We start from the raw sequence: 25,098 nt of genomic DNA on the forward strand, positions 1-25,098 counted from the left end.
GCTTAGCAATGGGTCTGTTGATGTTTAACACCGCTGGGCGAAGGGGGAAACCCCACTTGGCGGTGGCCCACGCACATGAAATTCAAACAGGAAGTACAAATAGAAATGAAAATGCACAGGCGTTTAGGTGTCATATTAGCGATTGTTTTAGGTTTGTCGGGCTGCGATAAGCTGGGCATGAGTGAACGTGAAGTGGGCGAGATCCCATTTACGCTTACGGGCATAGAGAATGGCGCATGCCCGTTAATGGTAAAAGTCGGGCCTACGAAATGGCAATTAGATTACTTTGGCTTTTATCTAACCAAACCTGAAGTGCGTATTGACGGCAAATGGCAGCGAGTATCATTTAAGCAAACGCAATGGCAAACCCAATCTACGGCGTTATTAAAGTTTCATACACTGTGTAGCGACCCACAAAATGCAAACAATAAAATTATTCTTGATGTTTCTGAAGGCCTTTTAAAACTGGCCACAAACCTTCGGTTTACGATGGGGCTTCCTTTTGATGTAAATCATACCGATCCATTAGCTCAGGCATCACCGTTAAGTGATGCCGGCATGTTTTTAAACAAACAGGCAGGACATCGTTTCTTACGTTTAGATTTATCTCACGCGGGGGCAAATGATAAACAGTGGCAGTATCATTTAGGCAGCGCTAATTGTGTGTCTGAATCCGTCGATACGGCGCCTGAAGCATCTTGTGCTTTTACAAACAGGGTAGAATTTATTTTACCGATGACTCAGCTCGACAGCGAGCTGGAACTTGAGATTTCGGTTTCGAATATACTCGCTCAGGTGGACCTTTTAGAAGCCGATAGCTGCGAATTTGGAAGCCCCGAAGCACCACCATGCAAGCAATTATTGCGTAACTTACTGAATAGACCATGGATAAAGTGGGATTAAACACATAGTAAGCGTTCAATGTAGACTTTCGGATACTAGAGAGGCAGGTCTTCGCAGGTCATAATAATGCTAGCGAATGGCTAACCTGAGTATTAGCTACGTGAAATAACATTTTTAATTGATGATAGATGCATTTATACGCGTGAACGTCGTTTTATGCTTATACTTTAAGTCGAGATAATAACCTATCGCCAATAGGTTATGCTGTGCACATAGTCTCAAAATTTGCTATCTTAATAAAATTGAAATTTTCCTGAACAGGGCGAACTGGCGCGGAGAAAAGAATGACAGAGAAGGCCTACCTGATAAGCGGTAGAAATACCATTATCCATAAAATTCGAAAATTAGACTTGTTAGTAACCAATGGCGACGATAATCCGCCCATTATTGTTACTTACAAAGGTATCAAGCAATACGAAGGGAAAATCCCTGACAACAAGCGCGATGCCAAAATGATGGACATGGAGCTTGTTGACATTACAACAGGAGATGTATTTGGTGATGAAAAAACCTTAGTCTTTATTCAAACCCTTAATGGGAAAGAATACAAAATCGATTACACAAAAATCGGTACCAGCATGTTCATCAAAATCCATCAAGATAGCATTTTCTAGTCATTAGAAATTATAGTGGGGTCAGCAAACCTGCCCCCAGTTATCTGCCAACTGCGTATTAAACCCCGCAATTGGCCGTGCTTCTCCCTTAAGTTGCACATAGCGCTGTTCAAATATTGAAAACCTACAAATATCTACCGGCGTGACTTCTGACGCGTTAACGCTATTGATAATACCTGCAGTTTCCAACCCCTCGGCAATGAGTTCGGAACAAAACCAACTACTGAAGTCTTCTTGGTTGTAACTGATGCTTCCTAAAATAGGGTGACTATCTAATGCGTCTACAGCGGAGCCGAAAAGTTGTAGTACATCATAAGCCTTCCCTTCTTGAGCAAACATGAAATTAAAGAATTCACGCTTGTTTTGCTCGAACATATTGCGAGCGGATTCACCTAACGGTAACCACCACATGTCGCCGTCGTAAGTATGCACCCGCTCACTTAATCGATTAGTCATCACGCCTTTTTTTCCTTCATAGACGGTAGCTTCCATAACTTGATTAAAGTATCGACCAGACGCTTCATCACGCATTTTGGTTTGCATAACAATGGCAATGTGCGTAACGGCTGAGCGGGTAGTTAACTTTGTCCAGCGAGAAAAAAGGCTATTTCCGCCAAAAGCGATAATATCGCCTGGGCGCATTTGTTCTCTAATATGATGGTATTTTTGCTGTTCTAACATGTTTACCTCCTTGTTTAATGACTGAGTGACTTGTATCAAAGTGTGTGCAACCCGCGACCAGTAAGCGTTTTAGTATGGTTAATTATCGGCTTTTATCGTCCGTTTATCGCTTGGTCTCACGTAATAGAGTTTTAACCTTTTTATAGCGCGAATGTCATATTTTTTCACTAGTTTATGCTCGCGAAGACAAAAGTAGTTGTCGACGCATCATTTAACTAATCTCATTTGAGGAACTTGATATGGATATGTCACGCCACGTTAGATTACCTGCTTTGTTTGGTCTTGGGCTCACACTTGCGCTATCTGCAAGCCTAGCCAATGCAAATGGGTATCCTGAAAGTACTGAAAAAGACCTTGTAGCAGTTTGTGAAGCGATAAAAGAAGATAATCGTTTAGCGTTGCACAAAGCAGTAAAACGCAGTCGTATTAGTTATAAAAATTTGCACAAAGGATTAGTGTGTAACGGCGAAGATATGCTTTCTTTCGCCCAGTCGCATAACGCGACGTCAACAGGCGATTATCTTGCACGTAGACTGAACGCTAATAAATCAGTCTTAACGGCGAAACGTTAATAGCAAGAAAATCAGACTTTATGATTGAATTTTAAATCCCTGGATTTGGAGCTACTGTTTTTCAGTAGCTCTTTTTTATTTAATGGTTTCGTAATCCATTAATAAAAGAGTAATACTTTTTCGCACATGCCCTCTACGCACAAATCCTCTAGGTATAAATCTAATGCGCACAACCCTAATGAGCATAATCCTAATGAGCATAGTCCGTCTATTACTGCCTGATTCAGCTTAGAGAGAAAAACCTCGATAAAGACCAATGTCTTACTAGCGTCCTATTCGTTCAGCCGATAGACTGTTTTCGGTAAGAGGGAAATGATTCTTCTACAGATTTACCGTGCTTTCAGGAGAACAATAAGTGTGATGGTTGGACTACAAAAATGGATAACCGGCGCGATATTAGTACTTGGGTGTTATTACCTCGGGACATGGCTGTCTTTCTCAACAGGACTGCCATTGCCTGGCGCGCTTACTGGCTTGCTCATTCTTCTGGCCGTGCTTTTTATCGTCCCTAAAGCAGAGCCTCTTGTAGCGCGTGCCGCTTCCCCCTTACTCAGTCATATGTCGGTGTTGTTTGTACCTGCGGTTCTTGGTGTTAGCGCATATTGGAAAGAGATAGCACAAAACGGGTGGGCTATTGGGATCGCCATCGTTTTCACTACCTGCATGAGCTTGGGGATTAGCGCTAAAATAGCCGAAAAGCTACTTGCCTCACGTCATGGGCACTTTTCGCAAGTACCTACCGACAAAAAAGTACCTGCCAACAAAAAAGTAGCTGAACAAGTCACCGAGCAACAGGACGTAAAAAAGGGAAGTGAAAATGATAGAGGCTATTAGAAATGCCACCACGCTTTCGGGTATTGCTTGGCTTGCAATTACGCTTCTTTTTTATTGGATTGGATTAGCGATAAATCGTAAATATTACCGTTACCCGATTTCTCACCCACTTATTTTTACGGCGCTAAGTGTAGGTTCGGTTGTGTATTTATCAAATACTGCTATGGCGCATTACCAGCAGTCTGCTAGCTTGCTACATTGGTTGTTAGGCCCTGTCACCGTCGCGTTGGCATTGCCGATTTACCGACAATGGCAACGCTTGCGTCACTATGGTTTACCTTTGCTGCTAAGCATTATGGCTGGCGGAATTGTAGCACCTATTTTGGCATGGGCAGCGCTGTGGGTATTCAACTCGCCAGTCAGTATTCAACTCACCATGTTAGCCAAGTCTATTACTACACCTCTAGCCATGGAAGCATCGGCTCAAATAGGTGGGATTCCAGCCCTTGCTGCTGTGTTTGTTATTACTACCGGTGTGGTGGGTGCCATTGCGGCAACAAGTGTTTTTCGTGTTTTTAAGGTATCCGATACTCAATCTCAAGGTGTTGCACTTGGGACTGTTGCCCATGCGGTAGGAACCGCGAAATCTCTACACATGGGCGATGAAGTGGCTGCCATGGCAACACTCGGTTTATGTGTGAACGGCATATTTACCGCTATTATTTTGCCATTATTATTTAGTTTTCTCTCACCATCGCTTTAATATTGACTACAATGGATAAAAGCATTTCATTCGAAAGTGCTATTGTTAGTTACGACGTGTCAGGTCAATATATGAACCGTCAAAATTTATCGCTTCAGTTCGAAGTATTAACGCCGATACAGTATTGATTACAACACATTGTAATTTTCACTGTTATCAAAAAGCTAGGTGGTAAGATTATTCAATGTTTTCTGTACTCGTCTGTGACGACTCATTAGTCGCTCGAAAACAAGTTGCAAAATGTTTGCCTCAGGACTGGGAAGTTGCTGTGCATTTTGCAAAGAATGGCCAGGAAGCTCTCGTCGCGCTTAAAGAAGGAAAAGGTGACTTACTGCTGCTTGATTTGAACATGCCTATACTTGATGGTTATGGCACGTTAGAAGCAATTAAAGCCGAAGGTTTGTCCACGAAGGTCATTGTAATTTCAGGCGATATTCAACCTGAAGCCTACGATAGAGTAACGGCCTTGGGGGCATTGGACTTTATCCGTAAGCCCGTATCGCCTCAAACGCTTGCTGAAGTACTCGATAAATTTGACATACTGCACAGTGAGCCAGAACCTGTTGTTGAAGCTGCCCCTTTAGATCCTGACATTCGTGACTGCTACCAAGAAATAACGAATATTGCCATGGGGCAAGCCGGTGACCACTTGGCGCGTATCATGAACGTGTTCGTTCGACTTCCTATTCCCAATGTAAACCTTATTGAAGTATCTGAATTGCACATGATGCTTTCAGATATTGAAAGCCATGAACAAGTTACCGCCGTGTGTCAGGGCTTTTTAGGGCCGGGCATCAGTGGCGAAGCCATTTGTATTTTAAGTGACTCAAGCTTTGAAGATGTGGCAAAAATTTTAAATGTGGAAGGCGAAGTGGATGATCAGCTTCAGCTAGAACTTTTAATGGATGCGGCAAGTATTCTTATTGGCACTTGCCTTACTGGACTAGCAGTGCAAATGGATGTTAACTTCAGCCAAGGTCATCCTATTGTTTTAGGGCAGCACAGAGCCATTACTGAAATTATCAGTATGAATCAGATTCGATGGAAAAGAACCCTCGCCATTGAGCTAAGCTATGGCTTAGAAGGTTACAACGTGCAATGTGATTTGATTTTGTTATTTACAGAAGAGTCGATGAAAATGATGAATTCGAAACTTGCCCACTTGTTGGAGGACTTCTAATGAGCCAGCATTTGGACGATTTACTCGAATTCCATTGGATGATGGATATGCTACAAACGGTTGATGTTGGCATCGTTGTGCTAAACCGACAGTTTAAAATTCAAGTCTGGAACGGCTTCATGGAAAGTCATAGTGGTATGTTGCCCAGTGACGTTCGTGATAAGTCGCTTTTTGATTTATTTCCTACCATTAAAGAAGACTGGTTTAAGCAAAAGTCTAAACCGGTATTTGAGCTAAAAACCAGAGCCTTTATGACCTGGGAACAGCGCCCTTATTTATTTAAGTTTCCTAACTACCGGCCGATTACAGGTAGTGAATCATTTATGTATCAAAACATCACACTGTCGCCATTAATATCGGCTACAGGAAATGTTGAGTACATCAGTATGATGATTTACGACATGACAGATGTTGCGGTTGGTAAAAAGCAACTTGAAGCCATACAAGTGCATATGACGGAAGCACAAGAGCGAAATCAGCTCGCCCGCTAATATCCACTTTAATCGCTACAAGTAACATGCGAACCAACCCTCCATTTTTTATTCGAGTTAATCGACACGTGGCCGTAGTTCTGCGTGTTGCCGGAGTCATTATGCGAACGTTTTTCCAGTTTCTACTCTCACCCTTTTTATGGCCTTTAGAGGCGAAAGCAAAAGCTATTGCTTCGACAAAGCATTCCATTCTAGTCGCTACGGTTTTTATGTTAGCAGCATGTGGCGGCGGAGGCGGTGATTCAGATAGCGGCAGTGGCGGTGGCAATAGTGACTTAGTGATTAACGCCGGTGACGATGCAACGGTTACCGAGGGGGCAAGCTATTCATTGAGTGCGGTAGTGAGCGGCGGGAACGAAGAGTATACCTATCGTTGGTCGGCATCGCCTTCATTGACAATCACGCACGAAGACACGAGCGATTCTGCTGCTAGCTTTGAAGCGCCAAGCGTATCTAGTGCCACCGAATATACTATTACGGTAACGGTGAACGACACGGGGGGCAACGAAGCTAGTGATTTAACGGTTATTACTGTAGTGCCGATTAATATAGCCCCAGAGGCGATTATTGAAGTACCTGAGTGGGATGGGCTAGACGCAAATAATTTCCCTGGTGGCGTAGAAGTTATTTTTGATGGTAGTAGCAGTACCGATGATGACGCCGCCGACGACAGTGCATCTATTTCTGATTACAGCTGGACGCAAACCGACGGCACTAATGTTATTACCGGTGAAGAAACGAATTTATCAACCCTTACTATCGTCACGCCTATTGCCAATGATGCGCAGACCCTAAGTTTCGAGCTAACAGTCACCGATAGTGAAGGTACCACCGACACGGAATCTGTCACTATTTTTGTGCAGTCAGAGTCAGACACGCTACCTGTGGTTGACGCAGGTTCTTCGCAAGGCGTTTTCAGCGGTGAAACTATTATACTAGATGGCGATGCCAGTACCAGTATTCCAAGCGCGTTACCTCTTACTTACGATTGGGAGCGTAGCAACAACGTATCTTCAACAACGCTACCTGTTAATGCAGCAGATGCAGCTACCTTAAGCCAAAACGTAGATATTCAAGCCATAGACGATGAAGATGACTTATCTACTTTTGCTATCGCGCCTGCGGTAACTGAATATACCGTAGTGGCTTACACATTAACTGTGACCGATGCCAACGGTAATCAAGTAGAAGACACCATTAATGTGGGCGTACGCCCCATGCCCACCCCGTTAATTAATGATACTGGCGTGTTGCAGCAAGCAACTAATAATGCGCTGACTGAAGCTCAACAAAATGAGTGGCCAGGTCAAGATGGTCAACGTGGTGCAGATGTTGTTGAGCAAAATGGATTAATTGAGAAAGCAGGAAGAGGCAAAGCGGGCTTCGATTATACCCGTTTGAATGCTAATGGTGATGAACAGGATGCCAGTGCAGATACGTGGTCATGCGTACGCGACAACGTAACGGGCTTAGTGTGGGAAGTGAAAACCGACGACGGCACACTGCAAGATAAAGACTACACTTATTCATGGTATAGCGACGATGTTAATGGTGGCTATGAAGGTGACTTAAGCGGTAGCGGTACGGTGTGCTCGCTGACTAGTTGTAATACGCAAGCCTATGTCACGGCACTTAATGCTCAAGGACTATGTGGGTTTTATGACTGGCGTATGCCAACTCATCAAGAGCTTTTCTCGCTCATGCATTTAGGCATCTCTGATAGCATGACCATTGATGAAGACTACTTTCCTTATACCGGTGTACTTTCAGCAAACCCAGTGTGGTACTGGACTTCTGTGCCTAGCGCTGACGGTGTAAACAGTGATGATGCGCAAAATGCATGGGCGCTGGATTTCGATTCTGGGGTAGATAACTTTTTAAATAAATCCTCGGCGGCAAAAGTGCGCTTAGTAAGAGCGGGGAGATAATCATGAAAATTTTAGCACCTGTATTAGCACCACTAGCAGCATCATTGATGTTAGTTTCTACTAGTTTGTCTGCACAAACCTGTTTGTCAGATGGGCTTGAAACCACACCGGATGAAGACTTTACCACCATCACCAGTAGTACGGTGTTACATGAGCCAACCGACTTGGTGTGGGAGCGCTGTGCAGAAGGCCAAACGTGGGACGGGTCTACCTGTGATGGCGAAGCGGTGAAGTACACGTGGCAGCAAGCCTTAAAATTAGCGCAAGCGGCCAGTGACGAAGACTTATTAGGCTGGCGACTTCCCAATGTTAAAGAACTTGCCACCATTGTTGAGCGTGATTGTGTACGCCCCGCTGTGAACAGCACTATGTTCCCCGAAACACCACCCGATGACTTCTGGACTTCTACTCCTTCAGTTGATGATCCTGATAGGGCTTGGGTAGTGGCTTTCTTCAATTCGAGCCATTCAATCAAAGAGAAAGATCGCTTTATTTACGTTAGATTGGTGCGAACGTACACAAACGATTAGCGAATAGGCGCAAACCTTCAGTTTATACTTTAGACTAGTGCTAAGGTTGTAAGGTAGGAAATGCGAAAGCGCGCACTTATAATGCGCGCTTTTCTTATTGCTAGCAGGCATCCATGTTTACCTTGATACTTCACCCTGATTTTTCGCAGTTTAGACTCATGTCACCTTCCTATTTGCGTGCAAGCTAGCCACAATAGTCTCATGAAATATTTTGAACGCCTTTTACTAGGTATTGTAAGCACCGTGCTACTTGTTGGGTGGGTTAAACCAGCCTCGGCAGAAATTGCGTGCAACATTGATTTTGCTTATGGCTTAGCTGTAAACGACACTCAACTTCGCGTTATGGAAAAGTCCCGCACACGGGTGCAAATTAACGATCAAACTCAGCTTTTTATTGATGGGCGTTGGCAGACCCTTTCCGCTGAACAAAGCGAGTGGTTAGGAGAGTACGCCCACGGTCTGCATTATGTGGTGCCTAAAATGATTGTTTTGGCTACCGAGGGTGTCGACTTAGCAGTAGATACTATTGAAAGTGTTTATCTAGGTTTAGTGGGAAGCGATCACGACAGCTACGAGCGCTTAAATAGCGCCATGAAGCGAGTAAAAGTAAGGGTTAAAGACAAGTTCCGTCATGCAAGTAATCACTATTTCATTGGCCCAGGATCGCTTGAAAGCGTGGACGATTTTGTTGATAGTGAGATTGAAGCCCAACTGGAAGAGGCTATTTCTACCTCGGTAGGTGGTATCTTGTCGGCTATTAGTGGTATTAATACCAACAGCGATGAAGTGAACAGTGAGAAGGTCGCTGAAATTACCCGTCAATTAGGCACGGTAGGTGAGCAGCTTGAAAGAGATATGAATAGCAAAGCAACCAGCCTGCGAAATAAAGCAGAGTGGATTTGTAACAAGCTAAAACGATTAGATGTTGCTGAAGAAAAGCTTCGCGCTTCAATTCCGGCACTGCAACCGTATAACCTCATTACTTCCCATTCCCCAGAAGAAACGGAATAGCAGGTAGCCTTGCGCTAGGCTCTGATAATTCAAGCCAACCCAAACCGTACTTATACAAAACAAGACAGTAACGTATTCAGGTAGCGCCTGCCTTTGGCGGTTACCTGCCAGTGGGTATCGGTAATATCGAGTAGCCCTTGGGTCTGTGCATCATCCAAAGCGTCTTGATATTCTTTTGTCAGTTCCACGCCAGTTAGTGCGGTGTAATCCTCAATAGGGCAGGGCTCTACCAATCTAAAGCGATTCATGAAGAATTCAAAAGGTAAGTCATCAGTTGGTACTTGAGTTTCAGTATCCAAGTAAGGGCGGGTTATTTCCATGTAGCCACGAGGATGTTTTATTTTGACTGTACGCGTAATAGTACCCGTGGCGATATCCGTAATCTTGCCGTGGGCACCGCAGCCTATTCCTAAGTAGTCTCCAAAGCGCCAGTAGTTAAGATTATGCTGACACTGATGTCCTGCTTTTGCGTAAGCAGAAATTTCGTATTGCTCGTAACCTGCCGCTTTTAAACGTGCATGCCCTTGTTCTTGAATATCCCACAAAATATCGTCATCGGGTAATTCAGGCGGGCGAGAATAAAAGGGGGTATTAGGCTCAATCGTTAGCTGATACCACGACAAATGATAGGGTGATAACGCTAAGGCTTTATCTACATCCGACATGGCATTTTCCACACTTTGCTCAGGCAAACCGTGCATCAAATCTAGATTAAACGTGGGTAGGCCAGCACTATGCGCTTGATTTATCGCCTCTATAGCTTGGGTATCGTCGTGAATGCGGCCAAGCACCTTTAAGTGGGCTGGCTGAAAGCTTTGTATACCTACAGATATGCGGTTTATACCGGCTTGATAGAATCCAGCAAAACGTCCACTTTCCACCGTGCCAGGGTTTGCTTCCATGGTAATCTCAGCATTATCCGCTAAGTTCACCCGCGTGCGAATACCGTTAATTAAGTCGCTCATCGCTTCGGCTGAAAATAAACTTGGGGTGCCCCCGCCTATGAAAATAGTTTCTATTGGCCTATCGCCAATGCGCTTAGCATCTATGGCCAAGTCATCCAGCAAGTGAGCCACGTACTCTTTTTCGGGCAGCGCAGACTTTAAACCGTGTGAATTAAAATCGCAGTAAGGGCATTTTTGTACGCACCAAGGAATGTGCACGTACAAACTTAGCGGAGGATTACGCAAAGGTGTTTCTCATCGTTTCTAATAATATAGCTAGGGCATTTCCGCGATGACTGATACGGTTCTTTTCAGTTTTATCTAATTGTGCGGCGGTACAATTGTGCGACGGCACCTTGAACACAGGATCGTAACCAAAGCCACCATCACCTTCACGGGTATCAAGAATTTCACCTTCCCATTTACCTTGGCTAACTAGCGGCACTGGGTCGCCAGCGTGGCGCATAAAAACCAATGTGCAAAAGAAGTGGGCTTTGCGATTATCAGAACTGGCTAAATCCAGTAATAACTTATCGATATTGTCGCTGTCGGTAGCATCTTCGCCAGCAAAACGAGCTGAATAAATGCCTGGTGCGCCGCCCAGAGCATCAACCACTAAACCCGAATCGTCAGCAATAGCAGGTAAACCTGTTACCTTGGCAGCATGTCGAGCTTTAATAATGGCATTCTCAACAAAGGTAGTGCCCGTTTCTGGCACGTCTTCCACGCCCAATTCCTTTTGCGCGATAACATCTACACCGTATTCAGCAAACAAGCTGGTGAACTCACGCACCTTGCCCTGATTACCAGACGCAAGCACTATCTTTTGAGGAAAAGTCATAAAAATACCTTAACAAATTTAATTTTTGGCTAGTTTGCTGATGCAGTATACCTAGGATTCACTGTCGCTGGACGATAACTAGTGCGGTCAAGTAGGTGTGTTGGCTGCGTAGCAAACCCTCCGCCGCATGGATGCGGCGGCGGAGCGTACAGGGACATATTTACCGCGTGTTTGTGGAGCAGCCAACACACCTGATTGGCCGTGTCAGCGTTACCATACCGTTGCATCGCGTTAGCGCTTTTTAGTGCGTACTTTGGTTTTGTTCTTTGGCTTCGCTTTAGACTTGGCTTTTGCTTTGTCTTTGGCCGTTAGCTTTTTCTTTCTTGGGCCAATCTTGGGAGCTTTATTTTGCGGACGAAGTTCTGCAATCACGCGTGCTTTGATAGGCTCTTCGGTGTAGCGTGCGGCTTTGGAGATAAATTCAAAGTCGTGGGCTTCTATCAGCGATATTGCAGTGCCTTTAGCGCCAGCACGGCCGGTACGGCCAATTCGATGAACATAGACATCGGCTTTACGTGGCATATCGAAGTTAATAACATGACTAACTTCAGGTACATCAATGCCTCGCGCAGCTACATCGGTGGCCAGTAATACTGGCACTTCGCCACTTTTAAAGCGCGTTAAGGCTGCCATACGTTTATCTTGTGGCATTTCGCCTTGTAACCAGCACACCATAATATCTTGCGATGCTAAGTAATCTTTTAGCATTTGTAGGCGTTCACGGGTTTTAACAAAAACAACCGTAGTAGTCGCTTGTTCTTTTAATATATGAACGAGCAATGCTTTTTTATGGTTCAAGTCATCAGCTAAGTGATACCACTGGTGAATTTTGTTCTTTTCTTTACGTGACGGAAACGCTTCAATCACTTCAGGATTTTGCAGAATGTCTTTGGCAAACTGACTTACACCACCGCCTTCTAACGTGGCAGAAAATAGCATGTTCTGTTTGCGCCAGCGGGCTTCACTCGCAATCTGGTTCACAATAGTGCGAAAACCCATATCTAGCATGCGGTCGGCTTCATCTAGTATAAGGCACTCGATGTCACGGCAATCGGCCATTTCATTTTGAATATGCTCGAACAGACGCCCTGGGGTCGCCACCAAAATATCGATGCTTTGGCTAAGGGTTTCTCTATCGGTACCGTAGTTAATACCACCAGTGATCACACCACTAACAATGTCAGTGTGCTTGGTTAACTCAATAGCTTGTTCATACACCTGAAGCGCAAGTTCGCGGGTAGGGGTAAGAATAAGAATGCGGGTTGAACCTGGTTGTTTACGCGGGTAGTCGAGTAAAAACTGACAAACAGGTAACAAGAACGCAGCGGTTTTTCCCGTGCCTGTGGGCGCAGAAGCTAAAATGTCGCGTCCGTCCATTGCATGAGGAATAACCAAAGATTGTACGCTGGTGGGGCTCTCGTAGCCCATATCCGCCACCGCGTGGCAGAGTTCTTCGTCTAATTCGAGATCTTCGAAAGTCATAGTATAAAAACGCTTATATTGAATGGGGCGTATTGTAGCATTTATGGTACAAAACGTAGAAAAAAAACACGTAATAGATAATTTACTGAAGTGTTTTGTGTGAACACCTCACAAATCCATGTTGAAAGCACCTTTTTAAAGCGCTATGAGAAACTAATTTATTACAGCGGGTGTTCAGTGCGCCTTATTGAAGGCGATTTACCTGTGCGATTTTCTCGTGCGACTAATAAAGGGAAAAACGTGATCGCCTTAGCACAGTAATGCGCTTATTTTCTCTAATTTAGCGTTGTTCAGTGCTTCGCGAATTTCTGGGCCTTTAAATCCTTGTGCAATAATGTGCTGAACATCCACTGCATTGGCGGCCACTAATGCCTGCGTTATCAAAGTTTCGCGCTCTGACCAATGTGATGAATTCATAGTGCCGGTCTGCTTCGGATCAGAAAATTGTAGTGCAATAGGCAGCAGGGCATTGAGAAAAAGCCTAAAGCGTTCAGGTCGTCGCCATGCATCGGTTTTATTAAACACAGTTAACAAGGTTTCGGCTTCTAGTTTGTCGTTATTAATAAGTGAAGCTTTGTGCTCACTCACCATTTCGGCAATGTCGCTTACCGTGTTCTGCACTTTCAATCGCTTACATAATTGCTGAACCTGTTTATGTGATAAGCCCGAACAAAGCGCAGCAAAACGCACTTCTATTGAGGCTGTATAATTGGCGCCCTGATTTTGAGGTTGAGTGCGTGTTTGAATTTGTTGAAGTGCCTGAATACCAGTATCAAAAGCGCTTTCAGACTCGCTAAGTTCTGCAAACCAGTCGTCTAAGCCGTGGCACGCTTTTAATGTTTTGAAAAATACTTCGGGCGTGGCTTCAAGCAAACTTCGCTTGGTTTCTTGCCATACTCTTTCTGCACTTAGGCTGGTTAACTCACCAGACTTGGCCATGGCGGTCATCAGGCTTAAGGTTTCTTCAGCAATGGTAAAGCCTAAATAGGCATAGCGGGTGGCAAAACGGGCTACGCGAAATACCCGCAAAGGGTCTTCACTGAAAGCCTCTGAAACATGACGAAGCACTTTATTTTGTAAATCTTGTTGGCCATGATAGGGGTCGATAAGTTCGCCGTCTTGGTCTCGAGCAATCGCATTTACAGTTAAGTCGCGGCGTTTTAAATCTTCTTCTAGTGTTACCGACGTAGAAGCATCACATTCAAAGCCAGTATAGCCGCTACCCATTTTACGCTCGGTACGGGCAAGTGCGTATTCTTCCGAGGTTTTAGGGTGTAAGAATACAGGAAAGTCTTTACCCACTTGCGTAAAGCCTTTAGCTAGCATTTGTGCCGGTGTTGCCCCTACCACCACATAATCACGTTCGGTAACTGTTCTCCCTAATAGGGTGTCGCGCACCGCGCCGCCAACTAAATAAACCTGCATGTAACCTCTATATCGTAAATTTTCTTAAGCCAATGGGTATTATTACAGAAGCAGTTTACATAAGCACACTTTGACTTCTGTTCACGCTCTGGTAGTTTAAATCGCGTTTTCAACTTCAACAGCGAATACCATGTATTTGAATTACTTTGGGTTAAGCGATAATCCGTTTTCAATCGCGCCAAACCCCGATTACCTCTATATGAGCCCGCGGCACAAAGAGGCGTTAGCGCACCTTACTTTCGGTTTAAGTGAAAGTGGCGGTTTTGTTATGCTTACCGGCGAGGTAGGTACAGGGAAAACCACGGTTTCTCGTAAGTTATTGCAACAGTTGCCCGATAACACCCAAGTAGCAATGATACTAAACCCAACGCTTTCTGCGCTGGAGTTGCTCGCCACTGTGTGCGATGAACTTGGTTTACAATACCAAGAAGAGAAAGCCAGTTTAAAATACTTTACCGACTTAATTTTATCTAAGCTTGCAGAAAATCACCAACAGGGTATGAATACCGTGTTAATGGTTGATGAAGCGCAGCATTTATTGCCGGAAGTATTGGAACAGTTACGGTTACTCACTAATTTAGAAACTAACCGTGAAAAGCTATTAAAAGTAGTATTAATTGGCCAGCCAGAATTACAGCAATTATTAAAGCGCAACGAGCTCAGACAGCTCGCACAGCGTATTACTGCGCGGTATCATTTACTGCCACTTACCGCGCCGGAAGTTAGTGCTTACATCGCACATAGATTAAGCGTAGCTCACGGAGATGTGAGTATTTTCAGCAAATCTACCTTGCGTGCAGTGCATCAAATAACGGGGGGGATTCCAAGGGTTATAAACCTGCTGTGCGATAGAGCGTTAACACTTTCTTTCACTAAACAACATGCGGTAGTGCAAAAGCCTATTTTTCTTGCCGCAGCACAGCAAATTCTTGGTGAAGATGTGGTAAGCCAGCGTATGCAGGGTAATCGCAAATGGTGGCTTTTCAGCGCATTTGTGGTGGCTGTGTTCTGTGGCTATGGTCTAGGGAGTTTATATGTCTAATATACTTAGTATTAATGACTTAAAGCCCGGCATGGTGATTGTTAGAATAACGCAACAGAACGGGCCGGTTAAAATTCGAAAGTCAGGCTTGGTATCTAGCGATGCTATGGTGCAAGGCTTAGCAGAAATGGGTGTTCAGGAAATAGAAATAGATCCTGACCAAACTGTAGAAATTGCGCCTTCAACTACAGCCGGAACTGGACATCGCACGCAAACCCAAGCGCTATTACGTGGTCAGCACGATACCAGCGCAAAGTTCGACAAAACGCTATCTGACCAATTTAATCGCAGTTTGTTTTTGCCTACTGTACAAGGGCTGCCTTCGGTGTGGAAGGTATACGGCAAAGAGCTTGCAACTTACTCGGCTATTGTTGCAGTTGGTTTATGCTTAGGGTTTCTGGTTGCTACGCGAGGTGAGTGGTGGCCTGCGGTTACGGCGTCGGTTGTGGAATCTATTCAACCTGAAGCCTCAACGGCGACGGATAGCTCGCTAATGGGTCAAAAAACGCTGACACAAACACCCTCACCGTTAACGGAACCCGGCAGCGGGCAAGGTAATGGACAAACAACAGCGCAAGCAACTATACCGCAGGAGGAGTCTAATGTACCTGAACAAGGAGCGACATCTAGCGCAAATTTACCTTCTGAAAAACCCGACTCGCAAAATGTTGGTTCAGATAACATAGCTCAGGCCTCTGGCGCTAATGCTAAACCAAACTTGCAAACTTTGTCTAAGCAAGCCACGGCAGAGGATGAAAATGGTTCTGAGGATACCTTCGATTTAGCAGCGGCTGAACAAGAAGGGCGTGTGCTTAATGCTCAAGGTGACCAAGAAGACAATAAAATTGAAGTATCACCAGAGCTATTAGCTCGCTTTAACCAAGCGGTGGCAGCACTGGATACCCAAGCCGAGAATGATGATTTTGAGCCAAAAACGAAAGTAACGGTACGAGATAACATTCAGCGTGTTGATCAATTGCCTGTGCGGCTACTAACGCGTTTGCCCTCTATGAATTTCAGTGCGCATATGTACGCATCTCGGCCTGATGATCGTTGGGTGCGAGTGAATGGCATACAAATGACTGAAGGCGATTGGATTGACGATAAAGTGCAAATTGTCAATATTGAAGCGCAGCAAGTGGTATTAGGTTTTGAAGAAGAACTTTTCACCATGGCGGCGCTTACTGACTGGTAATGGCAAAGGAAAAGCAACGGGTATTGAAGTGAAAATTAATACCCTTGGCTTATAGTCAGGATGCTAATTAGTCTGGCGCTTGGTTTACCAAAACATCTTGAAAGAAAGTCGACAAGTTCACGTTGAAATCATCGGGCCGTACGCCCGATACAATTTCGTCATCATTCGCACTTAAATCTAGTCGAGTAATATCGCCATATTGCTGCGAGGGGACACTATAAAATGTCATCACAATGGGGCTCATCGTGCTAAGTGGGTTTTGTTGGCTGACAATGGCAAGTTTTCCACTTTTTAGCCTAACAATTGAGCCTACCGGGTGCACCCCCATGCATGTAACAAACTGGCTAACTAAGGTTTGGTCGAGTCTGTCGTCTTCTGTTAGTCGTTTGAGTGCTTGTGTAGGGCTAATGCTTTCTTTATGGGGGCGGTTAGACACCATAGCATCGTAAGTATCAATAATGCCTGCAATGCGCGCAAATTCGGAAATTTCTATTTCTTTTAATGCATTAGGGTAACCGCTGCCGTCTATACGTTCGTGGTGTTGCGCGATAATCGATAACACTAAATCTGAAATCTCACCGCACTGCTGAACAAGCTCAACACCAATATCAACATGAGTTTTCATCACTTCCCAATCTGCCGCTGACAAATCCTCAACGTTGTTATGAACATCCATAGGTAAGGACGACATGCCAACATCCATTAACAAAGCCCCTAAACTCGCTTGGTCTATGGTTTCTCTGTCATAGCCTAGAAATTGGGTAAACATGCCCATTAAAATACTACAGTTGATGGAGTGTTCTAGCAGGTAAGCGTTGTTGTTTTTTATCAGGGTTAAGCAGGACAGGGCGTCTTTGTTATCAAATATACTATCGATAAGGCTTTGTGCTAGGTCTTTCACTAACTTTAAGTCGTTTACTGCACCGCGGTTAAGCGCTGATAAAAAGCCGTTTTGTATATTTACCGCATCAAAGTAAAGCCCGTTGGCTTCTTTCATTGCGTTTCGTGTAAGGCTGTTTTGCGCGATCTGTTGGCCTTTTTCTAGTTTAGTAGGCGCTTGAGTGCTTGCTTCTGGTGTGGAAAGTGGGACTGAATCGGTCGATGGTTCGTGATTAAGAGATTTCTCGAAGTCTACTTGAACAGTCTGTATCCCGCGAGATTTTAAGGTGTTGATAACCGTTTGGTGTTTTACAAGACCCTTTGAACGCATCCGTAAGCTGCCAGTTTGTTTAAGTACTTGGTTGATGTACATCCCTGGTTTGAGATCATCAATAGGTACTGCTTTCAGCATAAAGACTCCATTCAACTTTTTGAGCGATGTTAACTAGTTATTAAAGTTAGGCGAAGTAGGAGTACTTCGCCATTACTACGGGGCAAAATTGTGCCGAATTACACTAAAATTCAAACCTAGTGCTTAAAGCTTAGTATTTAATAGCCAGTATTTAAGCCCAAGCAGGTTGCTTTGCTTCATAAGCCGAAATTTTGTCGGTAAGCTCTAAGGTTTGACCAATAGCATCTAACCCTTTTAGCAAGTTAGTTTTATGATGATCGGCAATGTCGAAGCTAAAGCTAGTCTCAGCAAATGATACAGTTTGCTCTGGTAAGTTAACCGTAATTTCTAATGCAGGGTTAGCTTCAACTGCTGCAAATAACGCATCCATTTCGCTGCTGGCAAGCGCAACCGGTAATAATTGGTTATTAATGCAGTTACCATAAAAAATATCAGCATAACTGGTGGCAATAATGGTTTTAAAACCAAAATCGTTCAGCGACCATGGCGCATGTTCACGGCTAGAACCACAACCGAAGTTTTCTCGGGTAAGAAGAATACTTGCACCGGCAAACTCAGGTTTGTTCAATGAAAACTCTGGGTTAGGTACTTTTTCTTCTAAATCCAAATAACGCCAATCGTGGAACAAATGCTTTCCGTAGCCAGCGCGAGTTACACCGGTTAGAAACTGCTTAGGAATAATTTGGTCGGTATCGACGTTTGCTTGGTCTAGCGGTACAGCTGAACCTGTATGGGCGGTAAAACCTTGTGTTGAATCAGACATAGGTTACTCCTGAAAATCTCTAACATCGGCGAAACGGCCAGTAATAGCAGCTGCAGCAGCCATTGCAGGGCTTACCAAATGGGTACGTGCACCACGCCCCTGACGGCCTTCAAAATTTCGGTTACTGGTTGACGCACAGCGATCGCCAGCAACAAGTTTGTCGTCGTTCATACCCAAGCACATAGAGCAGCCAGGTAAACGCCATTCAAAGCCTGCATCAGTAAAGATTTTATCTAGCCCTTCTGCTTCAGCTTGTTTTTTCACATGACCTGAGCCTGGAACTACAATGGCGGTAACCGTATCGACTACTTTGCCGTTTTTGGCAATATGGGCAGCAGCACGTAAATCTTCAATACGACCATTGGTACAAGAACCAATAAATACGTGGTTTACGGCAACATCTGCAAGCTTATCGCCTGCTGATAATCCCATATAGCCCAAAGCTTTTTTGGCGCTTTCTTTTTCGATAGGATCAGAAAAGTCATCCGGACCCGGCACTGGAGTATCAACACCAATAACTTGGCCTGGGTTTGTGCCCCACGTTACTTGCGGTGCAATGTCGGCAGCCTCAAGTTCTACTACTGTGTCGAAGCTTGCGCCTTCTTCTGTGTAAAGGGTTTTCCAATAGGCTACTGCATCTTCCCAATTTTGGTCTTTTGGTGCGTATTCACGGCCTTTAAGGTATTCAAAAGTGGTGTCATCAGGGGCAATTAAGCCCGCTTTAGCGCCAGCTTCAATACTCATATTACACACAGTCATGCGTTCTTCCATGGTTAAACCAGAAATAGCTTCACCAGCGTATTCAATTACATGCCCAGTGGCCCCTGCGTGACCAATTCTGCCGATAATAGCTAGAATGATGTCTTTCGCAGTAATGCCCACAGGAAGCGCGCCATTAACCTTAATAAGCATGCTTTTCGCGCGGCTTTGCTTAAGGGTTTGCGTAGCTAATACGTGCTCTACTTGAGAGGTACCAATACCAAACGCTAGGGCACCGAATGCACCATGGGTGGCGGTGTGTGAATCACCACATACCACAGTCATGCCCGGTTGAATAAGACCTAGTTCAGGGCCCATAACATGCACGATACCTTGCTTTTGGTGACCCACAGGGAATAACTGAATACCGTGTTGTTCACAGTTGTTAGCAAGAGTATGAAGTTGAAGCGCATTTTGCGGTCCACATGCATCTATCGCCAACGAGCGAGTAGAGATACTGTGATCCATTGTACCTACAGTACGCTCAGGGCAACGTACTTTACGGCCTTTTTCATTTAAGCCAGCAAAAGCCTGAGGTGAAGTCACTTCGTGAATAAGGTGGCGATCGATATAAATTAAGCTGTCTTCGCCTAATTGATCGATAATATGTGCTTGCCACACTTTGTCGTATAAGGTCTTGGCCATGGTGTTAATTACTCCTGCGCCATTAATTGTTTTACTATCTCATCACCGACTTGAGAGGTGGTAGATGCGTTTTCTCGCTTATCATCAGGAAGAAGTTCGCCTGTAAGAACTCCCGCTTCTAATGTGGCAATAACCGCTTTTTCGATGGCATCGGCAGCATCAGTTAGGTTCATGCTGAAACGTAGCATCATGGCGGCAGAAAGCACCTGTGCAATAGGGTTAGCAATGCCTAAGCCTGCAATGTCAGGGGCAGAGCCACCTGCTGGCTCGTATAAACCAAAACCGTCTTCGTTCATGCTAGCTGAAGCCAATAAGCCCATTGAGCCCGTCATCATGGCACATTCATCAGAAACGATATCGCCGAACAAGTTAGAACACAGCATTACATCAAACTGCGCTGGGTTCTTCATGATTTGCATGGTCGCGTTATCAATGTAGATATGGTCAAGCTCTACGTCTGGGTAGTCTTTTGCTACTTCTTCAGTCACTTCACGCCACAAGCGGCTGGTAAGTAACACATTAGCTTTATCTACAGAGGTCACTTTACCGCGGCGTTTTTGCGCAGCTTCAAAAGCGGCAACGGCAATGCGGCGAATTTCACGTTTGCTGTAGCGCATAGTGTCAAAAGCGAACTCTTCTTCGCCTTCACCTTCGCGTCCTTTGGGCTGGCCAAAGTAAATACCGCTGGTAAGTTCACGCACTACCAATACATCTACGCCAGATTTAGCAATGTCTTCACGCAGTGGAGACAAGGCTTCTAACCCAGGATAAATACGGGCAGGGCGCAAGTTACTGAATAAATCAAAATGGCTACGCAATGTTAATAACGCGGCACGCTCTGGGCGCTGCTCTAGTGGTAAGGTGTCCCACTTAGGGCCGCCAATACTGCCAAATAAAATGGCATCGGCTTGCTCACAACCTAATAAGGTTTTTGAAGGAAGGGCTTCACCTTCAGTATCTATAGCGTAACCGCCGACAGGGTAAGCCGTGCGGTTAAATGCTACATTGAATTTTTTTTCTACCGCATCTAAGACCTTGTTGGCCTCTTGCATTACTTCTGGGCCTATACCGTCTCCGGCTAATACGGCAATTGAGAACTGGCTCATTTAAACTCCTGCAACGCGTTCTTGTTGATTTTTTTGCTGGTCAATTTGATCAGCTAAATAAGTGTTGTTTAATACAAAGATAAGGGCTTTAACACCTGCTTCAACAATATCGGTGGCAAGACCAATGCCGTGGAAACGACGCCCTTTATAAGTGGCGATTACACTCACTTGTGCTAGGGCATCGGCCCCTTCGCCTTTTGAATCTAATTTGAAGTCTACAACTTCAACATCTTCATGACCCAAGATAGCTCTAATCGCATTGTATGCGGCATCAACCGGACCATTACCAATACTAGATTGAATAATTTCTTCTTCGCCCACTTTTAATTTTACTGTAGCGCTTGGAATAATTTCGCGACCTGAACTGGCTTGCAAGTACATTAATTGATAATGCGCATGGTCATGCTTTTGCTTATCGAAGAACAACAAAGCTTCTAAGTCGTAATCGTAAACTTGGCCTTTTTTGTCGGCCAATTTTAAGAATGCGTCGTAAACCGCTTCCAAATCGTAATCTTCTACTTTGTAACCTAATTCGGTTAAGCGATGCTTAATTACGTGGCGACCTGAGCGAGACGTTAAGTTTAGGTTGTTTTTATTAATACCTACACTTTCAGGTGTCATGATCTCATAAGTATTTTGCGCTTTTAATACACCGTCTTGGTGAATACCCGATGAGTGACTAAATGCGTTCGCACCTACAATGGCTTTATTCGCTTGAACCGGCATATTACATAATTGGCTAACCAATTTAGAGGTGCGCGAAATTTCCTGTGAATTGATGTTTGTATTGATACCCAACATGGCTTGGCGGGTTTGCAAAATCATTGCAATTTCTTCTAGCGAAGCGTTACCGGCTCGTTCACCAATACCGTTAATAGTACATTCAACCTGACGAGCACCTTGCTCAACCGCGGCTAATGAGTTTGCAACGGCTAATCCTAAATCGTTGTGGCAGTGAACAGAAATCACCGCTTTATCAATATTTGGAACACGGTTAAACAATTGTTGAATAATACCGCCGAATTCCGTTGGCGTGGTGTAACCAACCGTATCAGGAATATTTACTGTGGTAGCACCTGCATTAATAGCAGCTTCTACCATGCGGCATAAGTAATCTATGTGGGTACGACCCGCATCTTCACATGAAAACTCTACGTCATCTGTGTATTTACGGGCATGTTTCACTGCCGCAACTGCCATATCTACTACTTCATCATGAGATTTTCGTAACTTGGCACCTACGTGAATTTCTGAAGTGGCGATAAAGGTGTGAATACGAAACTGCTCGGCTACACCAAGGGCTTGGCCGCAAGCATCAATATCTTTTCCCAACGCACGTGATAAACCGCATATAACCGAATTTTTAACTTCTTTTGCAATCATTTGTACCGAGCGAAAGTCGCCTGGTGATGAAACAGGGAAGCCTGCTTCAATGATATCAACACCTAAACGTTCGAGCGCTAGAGCGATCTGCAGCTTTTCTTTGGCACTTAAGCTTGCAGGTAAGGCCTGCTCACCGTCTCGCAATGTGGTATCAAAGATTTTCACTTGATTAGTCATAACGCTCTCTCGTTTATAAAAGTTAAAAAAAAACCCGTGCTAAGCACGGGTTTCTGTGTAATTAATCGCTGGTCGCAATCTACCCGTGCAGTCTTGCTGCCATAAGGAGTAGAGTTAGAAGAAAGCGATTGCGCATCATTTGCGTATTTTTCTTTGCCGACCAGTTGATAGCGACAATGTACCCATCCAGGCCTTTAAGGTCAACCTTTGATTCTAATAATGGGTATAAAATTTGGTTATAAATAATGGTTTTTTTAAAATAGGGTGTTTATCCTATTTTTTGGGATTATTTAATGTATATATTTCACCTGGTTTAAATTTAGCGGGTGAGGAGCTGGTCGTTAGGATATATATACTAATTTCATGAAATTGATAAAGCGCCAATATTGTCTATTTAGTTGCCAAATTGCGATGGAATAGCGAATTTCGCTGCTTAACAAAGGCGTATTGTTTCAGCGATTTTGATAGGGTAAATCACCTAATATCTTCTTGAGAGCAAAATGATGAAACGCGCTATTTTTTCTTTAGGTTTTTCGTTTCTTATCTTCACGTTTTCAACCATTGTTTTTGCAAAACCCTTTTCGAAAAATCTAACAGACTTCGAGTATCCTTTTGATGTTCACACCATGGCATTTGAATCTCAAGGGCAAGGGTTAGCCATGGCATACATGCATTTACCGGCAAAGGAAGGGCAACCCACAGTACTGTTGTTGCATGGTAAGAACTTTGCCAGTAGTTATTGGGAAACCACAGCCAATTGGCTGCATGAGCAAGGGTATGGAGTTGTCATCCCTGATCAAATTGGCTTTGGTAAATCAGATAAGCCAATTAATTATCAATATAGCTTTGCGGCACTAGCGAACAACACCAAACAGTTGCTGACATCACTAAATCTAGAAGATGTGATAGTGACAGGTCATTCGATGGGGGGCATGGTGGCGTCACGATTTGCGCTAAATTATCCTGAAAGTGTGAGCAAGCTCGTACTTATCAACCCCATTGGATTGGAAAATTATTTGCAGTATGTGGACTATAAAGATGTCGAATTTTTTCAGCAAAATGAGTTGAAGAAAACGCCTGAAAACATTGTTAATTACCAAAAGACAAACTATTACGATGGTGATTGGAATGACACCTATGCCTTTCATGCAAGCCATTTAATGGGATGGATTGAAGGTGATGATTGGCCCCAACTAGCCAAAGTGAGTGCGTTAACTTACGACATGATATTTACCCAGCCCGTTATAGAGGAGTTCGATAGATTCCAAGTACCGGTGACCTTAATTTTAGGCACAAGGGATAGAACTGGGCCCGGACGCGGCTGGAAAAAAGAAGGGGGTACGCGGGAGTTAGGTCGTTACGATAGACTTGGCGCTGAAGTTAAAGCCCGCAACAATGCCATAACGGTGAAAGAGCTTGACGGTTTAGGGCACTTACCACACATTGAGGGCTTCTCTCGCTTTATCAAATTGTACGAAGAAGCGCTGGATTAACTGCTCTTACAGGGTATCAATTCAAGGTAACTGTAGTTAATCAATACCGCTATACATTTGCATCGGATGCGCTGTAACTGATTACTAGGCTTGGCCTTTCAGCGTGAAATTCTTCCAGTTTATGTGAGTGGACAGACGCATTTCTCGCAATGAAAGTGCTCGAGGTGCCCCCTTCGATTTATGACGCCACATATGCCCACTGCACGCAGATGCCATAATTGCAGTTGTAGGTTTCAAAAGCTGTCGCTTTAATACCGCATTTGCATCGGTAAAGCTGGACGTGCCGAACCCTGCTTTGTGCTGACTTGTTTCAGCTTCCCTATGTGCCATCTCGCCATCAAAAGAAAACCATCCGTGTTTATTGGTATGAAGCGTGTTTGTGGCGTGATTCACGCTATCTATTGAGTCGAGCTCTATATGCATACCTTCTAACGTAGTTATGCAAATAGGTATAACCAAACCGTAATCTGCGTATTGACCATACCACGGACGTTTTTTATCAATAGGTTGGCTGTGCCCTGGGCACTTACCAGGTTGCTTAATAAACCAACTTCCATTGTGGGGATCAATATCTAGCGGTGAGTTATTGTCAATGAGGTATCGTGCCACACTTCGAATATGGTGGGTCAGGCCGGCTAATCTTCGGCGCAATATAGACACATTTGAGGGGCCTTTATGCGCTATGAGCAAAAGCTCTCTTTCATATAACGCAGTACAAATTTCAGTGAACTGCGGTTGTGCACCGCCGAGCTCGCCCGAATTACTAAAAAAACCTGATTGTGTGGAAGACGTATGTCCGTCGGATGCCATAATACTGGTAAGACAATAAAAAGACGCAATAAACCTACGTTAGCAGGATTTATGCTGGGTATCCAGAAACCCAATGCGACCAACCTATAAATTGAAGCATCTACTTTGGCGGTAAGAGAGCTCAAAGAGCATCACCGAGTTAACAGTCTTAAACGTGTTAAAAGGCTTTAATTTAATAAAATTAAGCTAACTCAAAAATATATTTAACTAGCTGACTGAAATAATGGCCATTAACATTTTACATTACCAATCTAGTGGCATCGAATATATTTATATAAGCAATTAGTATTACCAC

25 protein-coding genes are annotated in these 25,098 nt (G+C 44.3%); 14 read left to right on the top strand and 11 right to left on the bottom strand.

Features of this window, described 5'->3' with window-relative positions:
- Positions 1-75: 75 nt before the first annotated feature.
- Both AVL57_RS04375 and AVL57_RS04380 read left to right on the top strand, forming a co-directional pair.
- Positions 76-903, top strand: a complete 828-nt coding sequence (locus tag AVL57_RS04375; RefSeq protein WP_232363247.1) for an MbnP family protein — start codon at positions 76-78, stop codon at positions 901-903.
- Positions 904-1,187: 284 nt separating this feature from the next.
- On the top strand, positions 1,188-1,517 hold the full coding sequence (locus AVL57_RS04380) for a hypothetical protein (protein WP_057793573.1): 330 nt from the start codon (positions 1,188-1,190) through the stop codon (positions 1,515-1,517).
- A gap of 21 nt (positions 1,518-1,538) precedes the next feature.
- Here the strand turns inward: AVL57_RS04380 and AVL57_RS04385 are convergent, their stop codons facing one another.
- Positions 1,539-2,198: a hypothetical protein gene (locus tag AVL57_RS04385; RefSeq protein WP_057793571.1), complete on the bottom strand. Its 660-nt coding sequence runs from the start codon at positions 2,196-2,198 to the stop codon at positions 1,539-1,541.
- Positions 2,199-2,437: 239 nt separating this feature from the next.
- Between AVL57_RS04385 and AVL57_RS04390 the strand changes: the two genes are divergently transcribed.
- The 8 genes from AVL57_RS04390 to AVL57_RS04425 all read left to right on the top strand — a co-directional run bounded on the left by AVL57_RS04390 (position 2,438) and on the right by AVL57_RS04425 (position 9,447).
- Positions 2,438-2,770 carry a DUF3718 domain-containing protein gene (locus tag AVL57_RS04390; RefSeq protein WP_057793570.1) on the top strand — a complete coding sequence of 111 codons (333 nt, stop codon included), beginning with the start codon at positions 2,438-2,440 and terminating at the stop codon, positions 2,768-2,770.
- A 360-nt stretch (positions 2,771-3,130) separates the two neighbouring features.
- Positions 3,131-3,604: a CidA/LrgA family protein gene (locus AVL57_RS04395; protein ID WP_057793568.1), complete on the top strand. Its 474-nt coding sequence runs from the start codon at positions 3,131-3,133 to the stop codon at positions 3,602-3,604.
- Positions 3,588-4,307, top strand: coding sequence for an LrgB family protein (locus tag AVL57_RS04400; RefSeq protein WP_057793566.1), 720 nt, complete (start codon positions 3,588-3,590; stop codon positions 4,305-4,307). The genes AVL57_RS04395 and AVL57_RS04400 overlap by 17 nt, the downstream gene beginning before the upstream one ends.
- A 184-nt stretch (positions 4,308-4,491) precedes the next feature.
- On the top strand, positions 4,492-5,487 hold the full coding sequence (locus AVL57_RS04405; RefSeq protein ID WP_057793564.1) for a response regulator: 996 nt from the start codon (positions 4,492-4,494) through the stop codon (positions 5,485-5,487).
- Entirely contained in the window at positions 5,487-5,978 is a 492-nt protein-coding gene (locus AVL57_RS04410; protein WP_057793560.1) for a PAS domain-containing protein, read from the top strand. Before AVL57_RS04405 ends, AVL57_RS04410 begins: the two co-directional genes overlap by 1 nt.
- Before the next feature lie 209 nt (positions 5,979-6,187).
- Positions 6,188-7,906 (top strand): Lcl C-terminal domain-containing protein, encoded by a 1,719-nt coding sequence (locus AVL57_RS04415; RefSeq protein ID WP_232363291.1) that lies wholly within the window; start codon positions 6,188-6,190, stop codon positions 7,904-7,906.
- Positions 7,907-7,908: 2 nt separating this feature from the next.
- Entirely contained in the window at positions 7,909-8,436 is a 528-nt protein-coding gene (locus tag AVL57_RS04420; protein WP_057793558.1) for an Lcl C-terminal domain-containing protein, read from the top strand.
- Positions 8,437-8,637: 201 nt separating this feature from the next.
- Entirely contained in the window at positions 8,638-9,447 is an 810-nt protein-coding gene (locus AVL57_RS04425; RefSeq protein WP_138118100.1) for a YggN family protein, read from the top strand.
- A gap of 50 nt (positions 9,448-9,497) precedes the next feature.
- On the opposite strand, the gene hemW is transcribed toward AVL57_RS04425, so the two are convergent.
- From hemW to srmB, 3 genes are all read right to left on the bottom strand, one after another.
- The gene (gene hemW / locus AVL57_RS04430) at positions 9,498-10,637 is read right to left on the bottom strand and encodes a radical SAM family heme chaperone HemW (protein ID WP_057793556.1); all 1,140 of its coding nucleotides are present in this window, start codon (positions 10,635-10,637) and stop codon (positions 9,498-9,500) included.
- Positions 10,630-11,232 carry an RdgB/HAM1 family non-canonical purine NTP pyrophosphatase gene (rdgB, locus tag AVL57_RS04435; protein WP_057793554.1) on the bottom strand — a complete coding sequence of 201 codons (603 nt, stop codon included), beginning with the start codon at positions 11,230-11,232 and terminating at the stop codon, positions 10,630-10,632. Before rdgB ends, hemW begins: the two co-directional genes overlap by 8 nt.
- Positions 11,233-11,463: 231 nt before the next feature.
- Positions 11,464-12,714 (bottom strand): ATP-dependent RNA helicase SrmB, encoded by a 1,251-nt coding sequence (srmB, locus tag AVL57_RS04440; RefSeq protein ID WP_057793551.1) that lies wholly within the window; start codon positions 12,712-12,714, stop codon positions 11,464-11,466.
- A 99-nt stretch (positions 12,715-12,813) separates the two neighbouring features.
- On the opposite strand from srmB, the gene AVL57_RS21175 reads away from it, so the two are divergent.
- A complete protein-coding gene (locus tag AVL57_RS21175) occupies positions 12,814-12,975 on the top strand; it encodes a hypothetical protein (RefSeq protein ID WP_156454869.1) in 162 nt (53 codons plus the stop codon).
- Here AVL57_RS21175 and AVL57_RS04445 read toward each other — a convergent pair.
- On the bottom strand, positions 12,964-14,139 hold the full coding sequence (locus AVL57_RS04445) for a tRNA nucleotidyltransferase/poly(A) polymerase-related protein (protein ID WP_057793550.1): 1,176 nt from the start codon (positions 14,137-14,139) through the stop codon (positions 12,964-12,966). The two genes, AVL57_RS21175 and AVL57_RS04445, sit on opposite strands and share 12 nt — an antisense overlap.
- A gap of 130 nt (positions 14,140-14,269) precedes the next feature.
- On the opposite strand from AVL57_RS04445, the gene AVL57_RS04450 reads away from it, so the two are divergent.
- Both AVL57_RS04450 and AVL57_RS04455 read left to right on the top strand, forming a co-directional pair.
- A complete protein-coding gene (locus AVL57_RS04450) occupies positions 14,270-15,181 on the top strand; it encodes an ExeA family protein (RefSeq protein WP_057793548.1) in 912 nt (303 codons plus the stop codon).
- On the top strand, positions 15,174-16,376 hold the full coding sequence (locus AVL57_RS04455) for a general secretion pathway protein GspB (protein ID WP_057793545.1): 1,203 nt from the start codon (positions 15,174-15,176) through the stop codon (positions 16,374-16,376). Before AVL57_RS04450 ends, AVL57_RS04455 begins: the two co-directional genes overlap by 8 nt.
- Positions 16,377-16,443: 67 nt before the next feature.
- Here AVL57_RS04455 and AVL57_RS04460 read toward each other — a convergent pair whose 3' ends face one another.
- The 5 genes from AVL57_RS04460 to leuA all read right to left on the bottom strand — a co-directional run bounded on the left by AVL57_RS04460 (position 16,444) and on the right by leuA (position 22,500).
- Positions 16,444-17,667: a cyclic di-GMP phosphodiesterase gene (locus AVL57_RS04460; RefSeq protein ID WP_057793543.1), complete on the bottom strand. Its 1,224-nt coding sequence runs from the start codon at positions 17,665-17,667 to the stop codon at positions 16,444-16,446.
- A gap of 151 nt (positions 17,668-17,818) precedes the next feature.
- On the bottom strand, positions 17,819-18,430 hold the full coding sequence (gene leuD, locus AVL57_RS04465) for a 3-isopropylmalate dehydratase small subunit (protein ID WP_057793541.1): 612 nt from the start codon (positions 18,428-18,430) through the stop codon (positions 17,819-17,821).
- A gap of 3 nt (positions 18,431-18,433) precedes the next feature.
- Positions 18,434-19,834 carry a 3-isopropylmalate dehydratase large subunit gene (gene leuC, locus AVL57_RS04470; protein WP_057793539.1) on the bottom strand — a complete coding sequence of 467 codons (1,401 nt, stop codon included), beginning with the start codon at positions 19,832-19,834 and terminating at the stop codon, positions 18,434-18,436.
- A gap of 8 nt (positions 19,835-19,842) precedes the next feature.
- Positions 19,843-20,940, bottom strand: a complete 1,098-nt coding sequence (leuB, locus tag AVL57_RS04475) for a 3-isopropylmalate dehydrogenase (RefSeq protein ID WP_057793537.1) — start codon at positions 20,938-20,940, stop codon at positions 19,843-19,845.
- The gene (leuA, locus tag AVL57_RS04480; RefSeq protein WP_057793535.1) at positions 20,941-22,500 is read right to left on the bottom strand and encodes a 2-isopropylmalate synthase; all 1,560 of its coding nucleotides are present in this window, start codon (positions 22,498-22,500) and stop codon (positions 20,941-20,943) included.
- A 503-nt stretch (positions 22,501-23,003) separates the two neighbouring features.
- Between leuA and AVL57_RS04485 the strand changes: the two genes are divergently transcribed.
- Positions 23,004-23,993, top strand: coding sequence for an alpha/beta fold hydrolase (locus AVL57_RS04485; RefSeq protein WP_057793533.1), 990 nt, complete (start codon positions 23,004-23,006; stop codon positions 23,991-23,993).
- Positions 23,994-24,077: 84 nt separating this feature from the next.
- On the opposite strand, the gene AVL57_RS04490 is transcribed toward AVL57_RS04485, so the two are convergent.
- Entirely contained in the window at positions 24,078-24,803 is a 726-nt protein-coding gene (locus tag AVL57_RS04490) for a hypothetical protein (RefSeq protein WP_057793531.1), read from the bottom strand.
- Positions 24,804-25,098 lie beyond the last annotated feature (295 nt).

The sequence above is a fragment of the Alteromonas stellipolaris genome, assembly GCF_001562115.1.
Classification (GTDB): Bacteria; Pseudomonadota; Gammaproteobacteria; order Enterobacterales; family Alteromonadaceae; genus Alteromonas; species Alteromonas stellipolaris.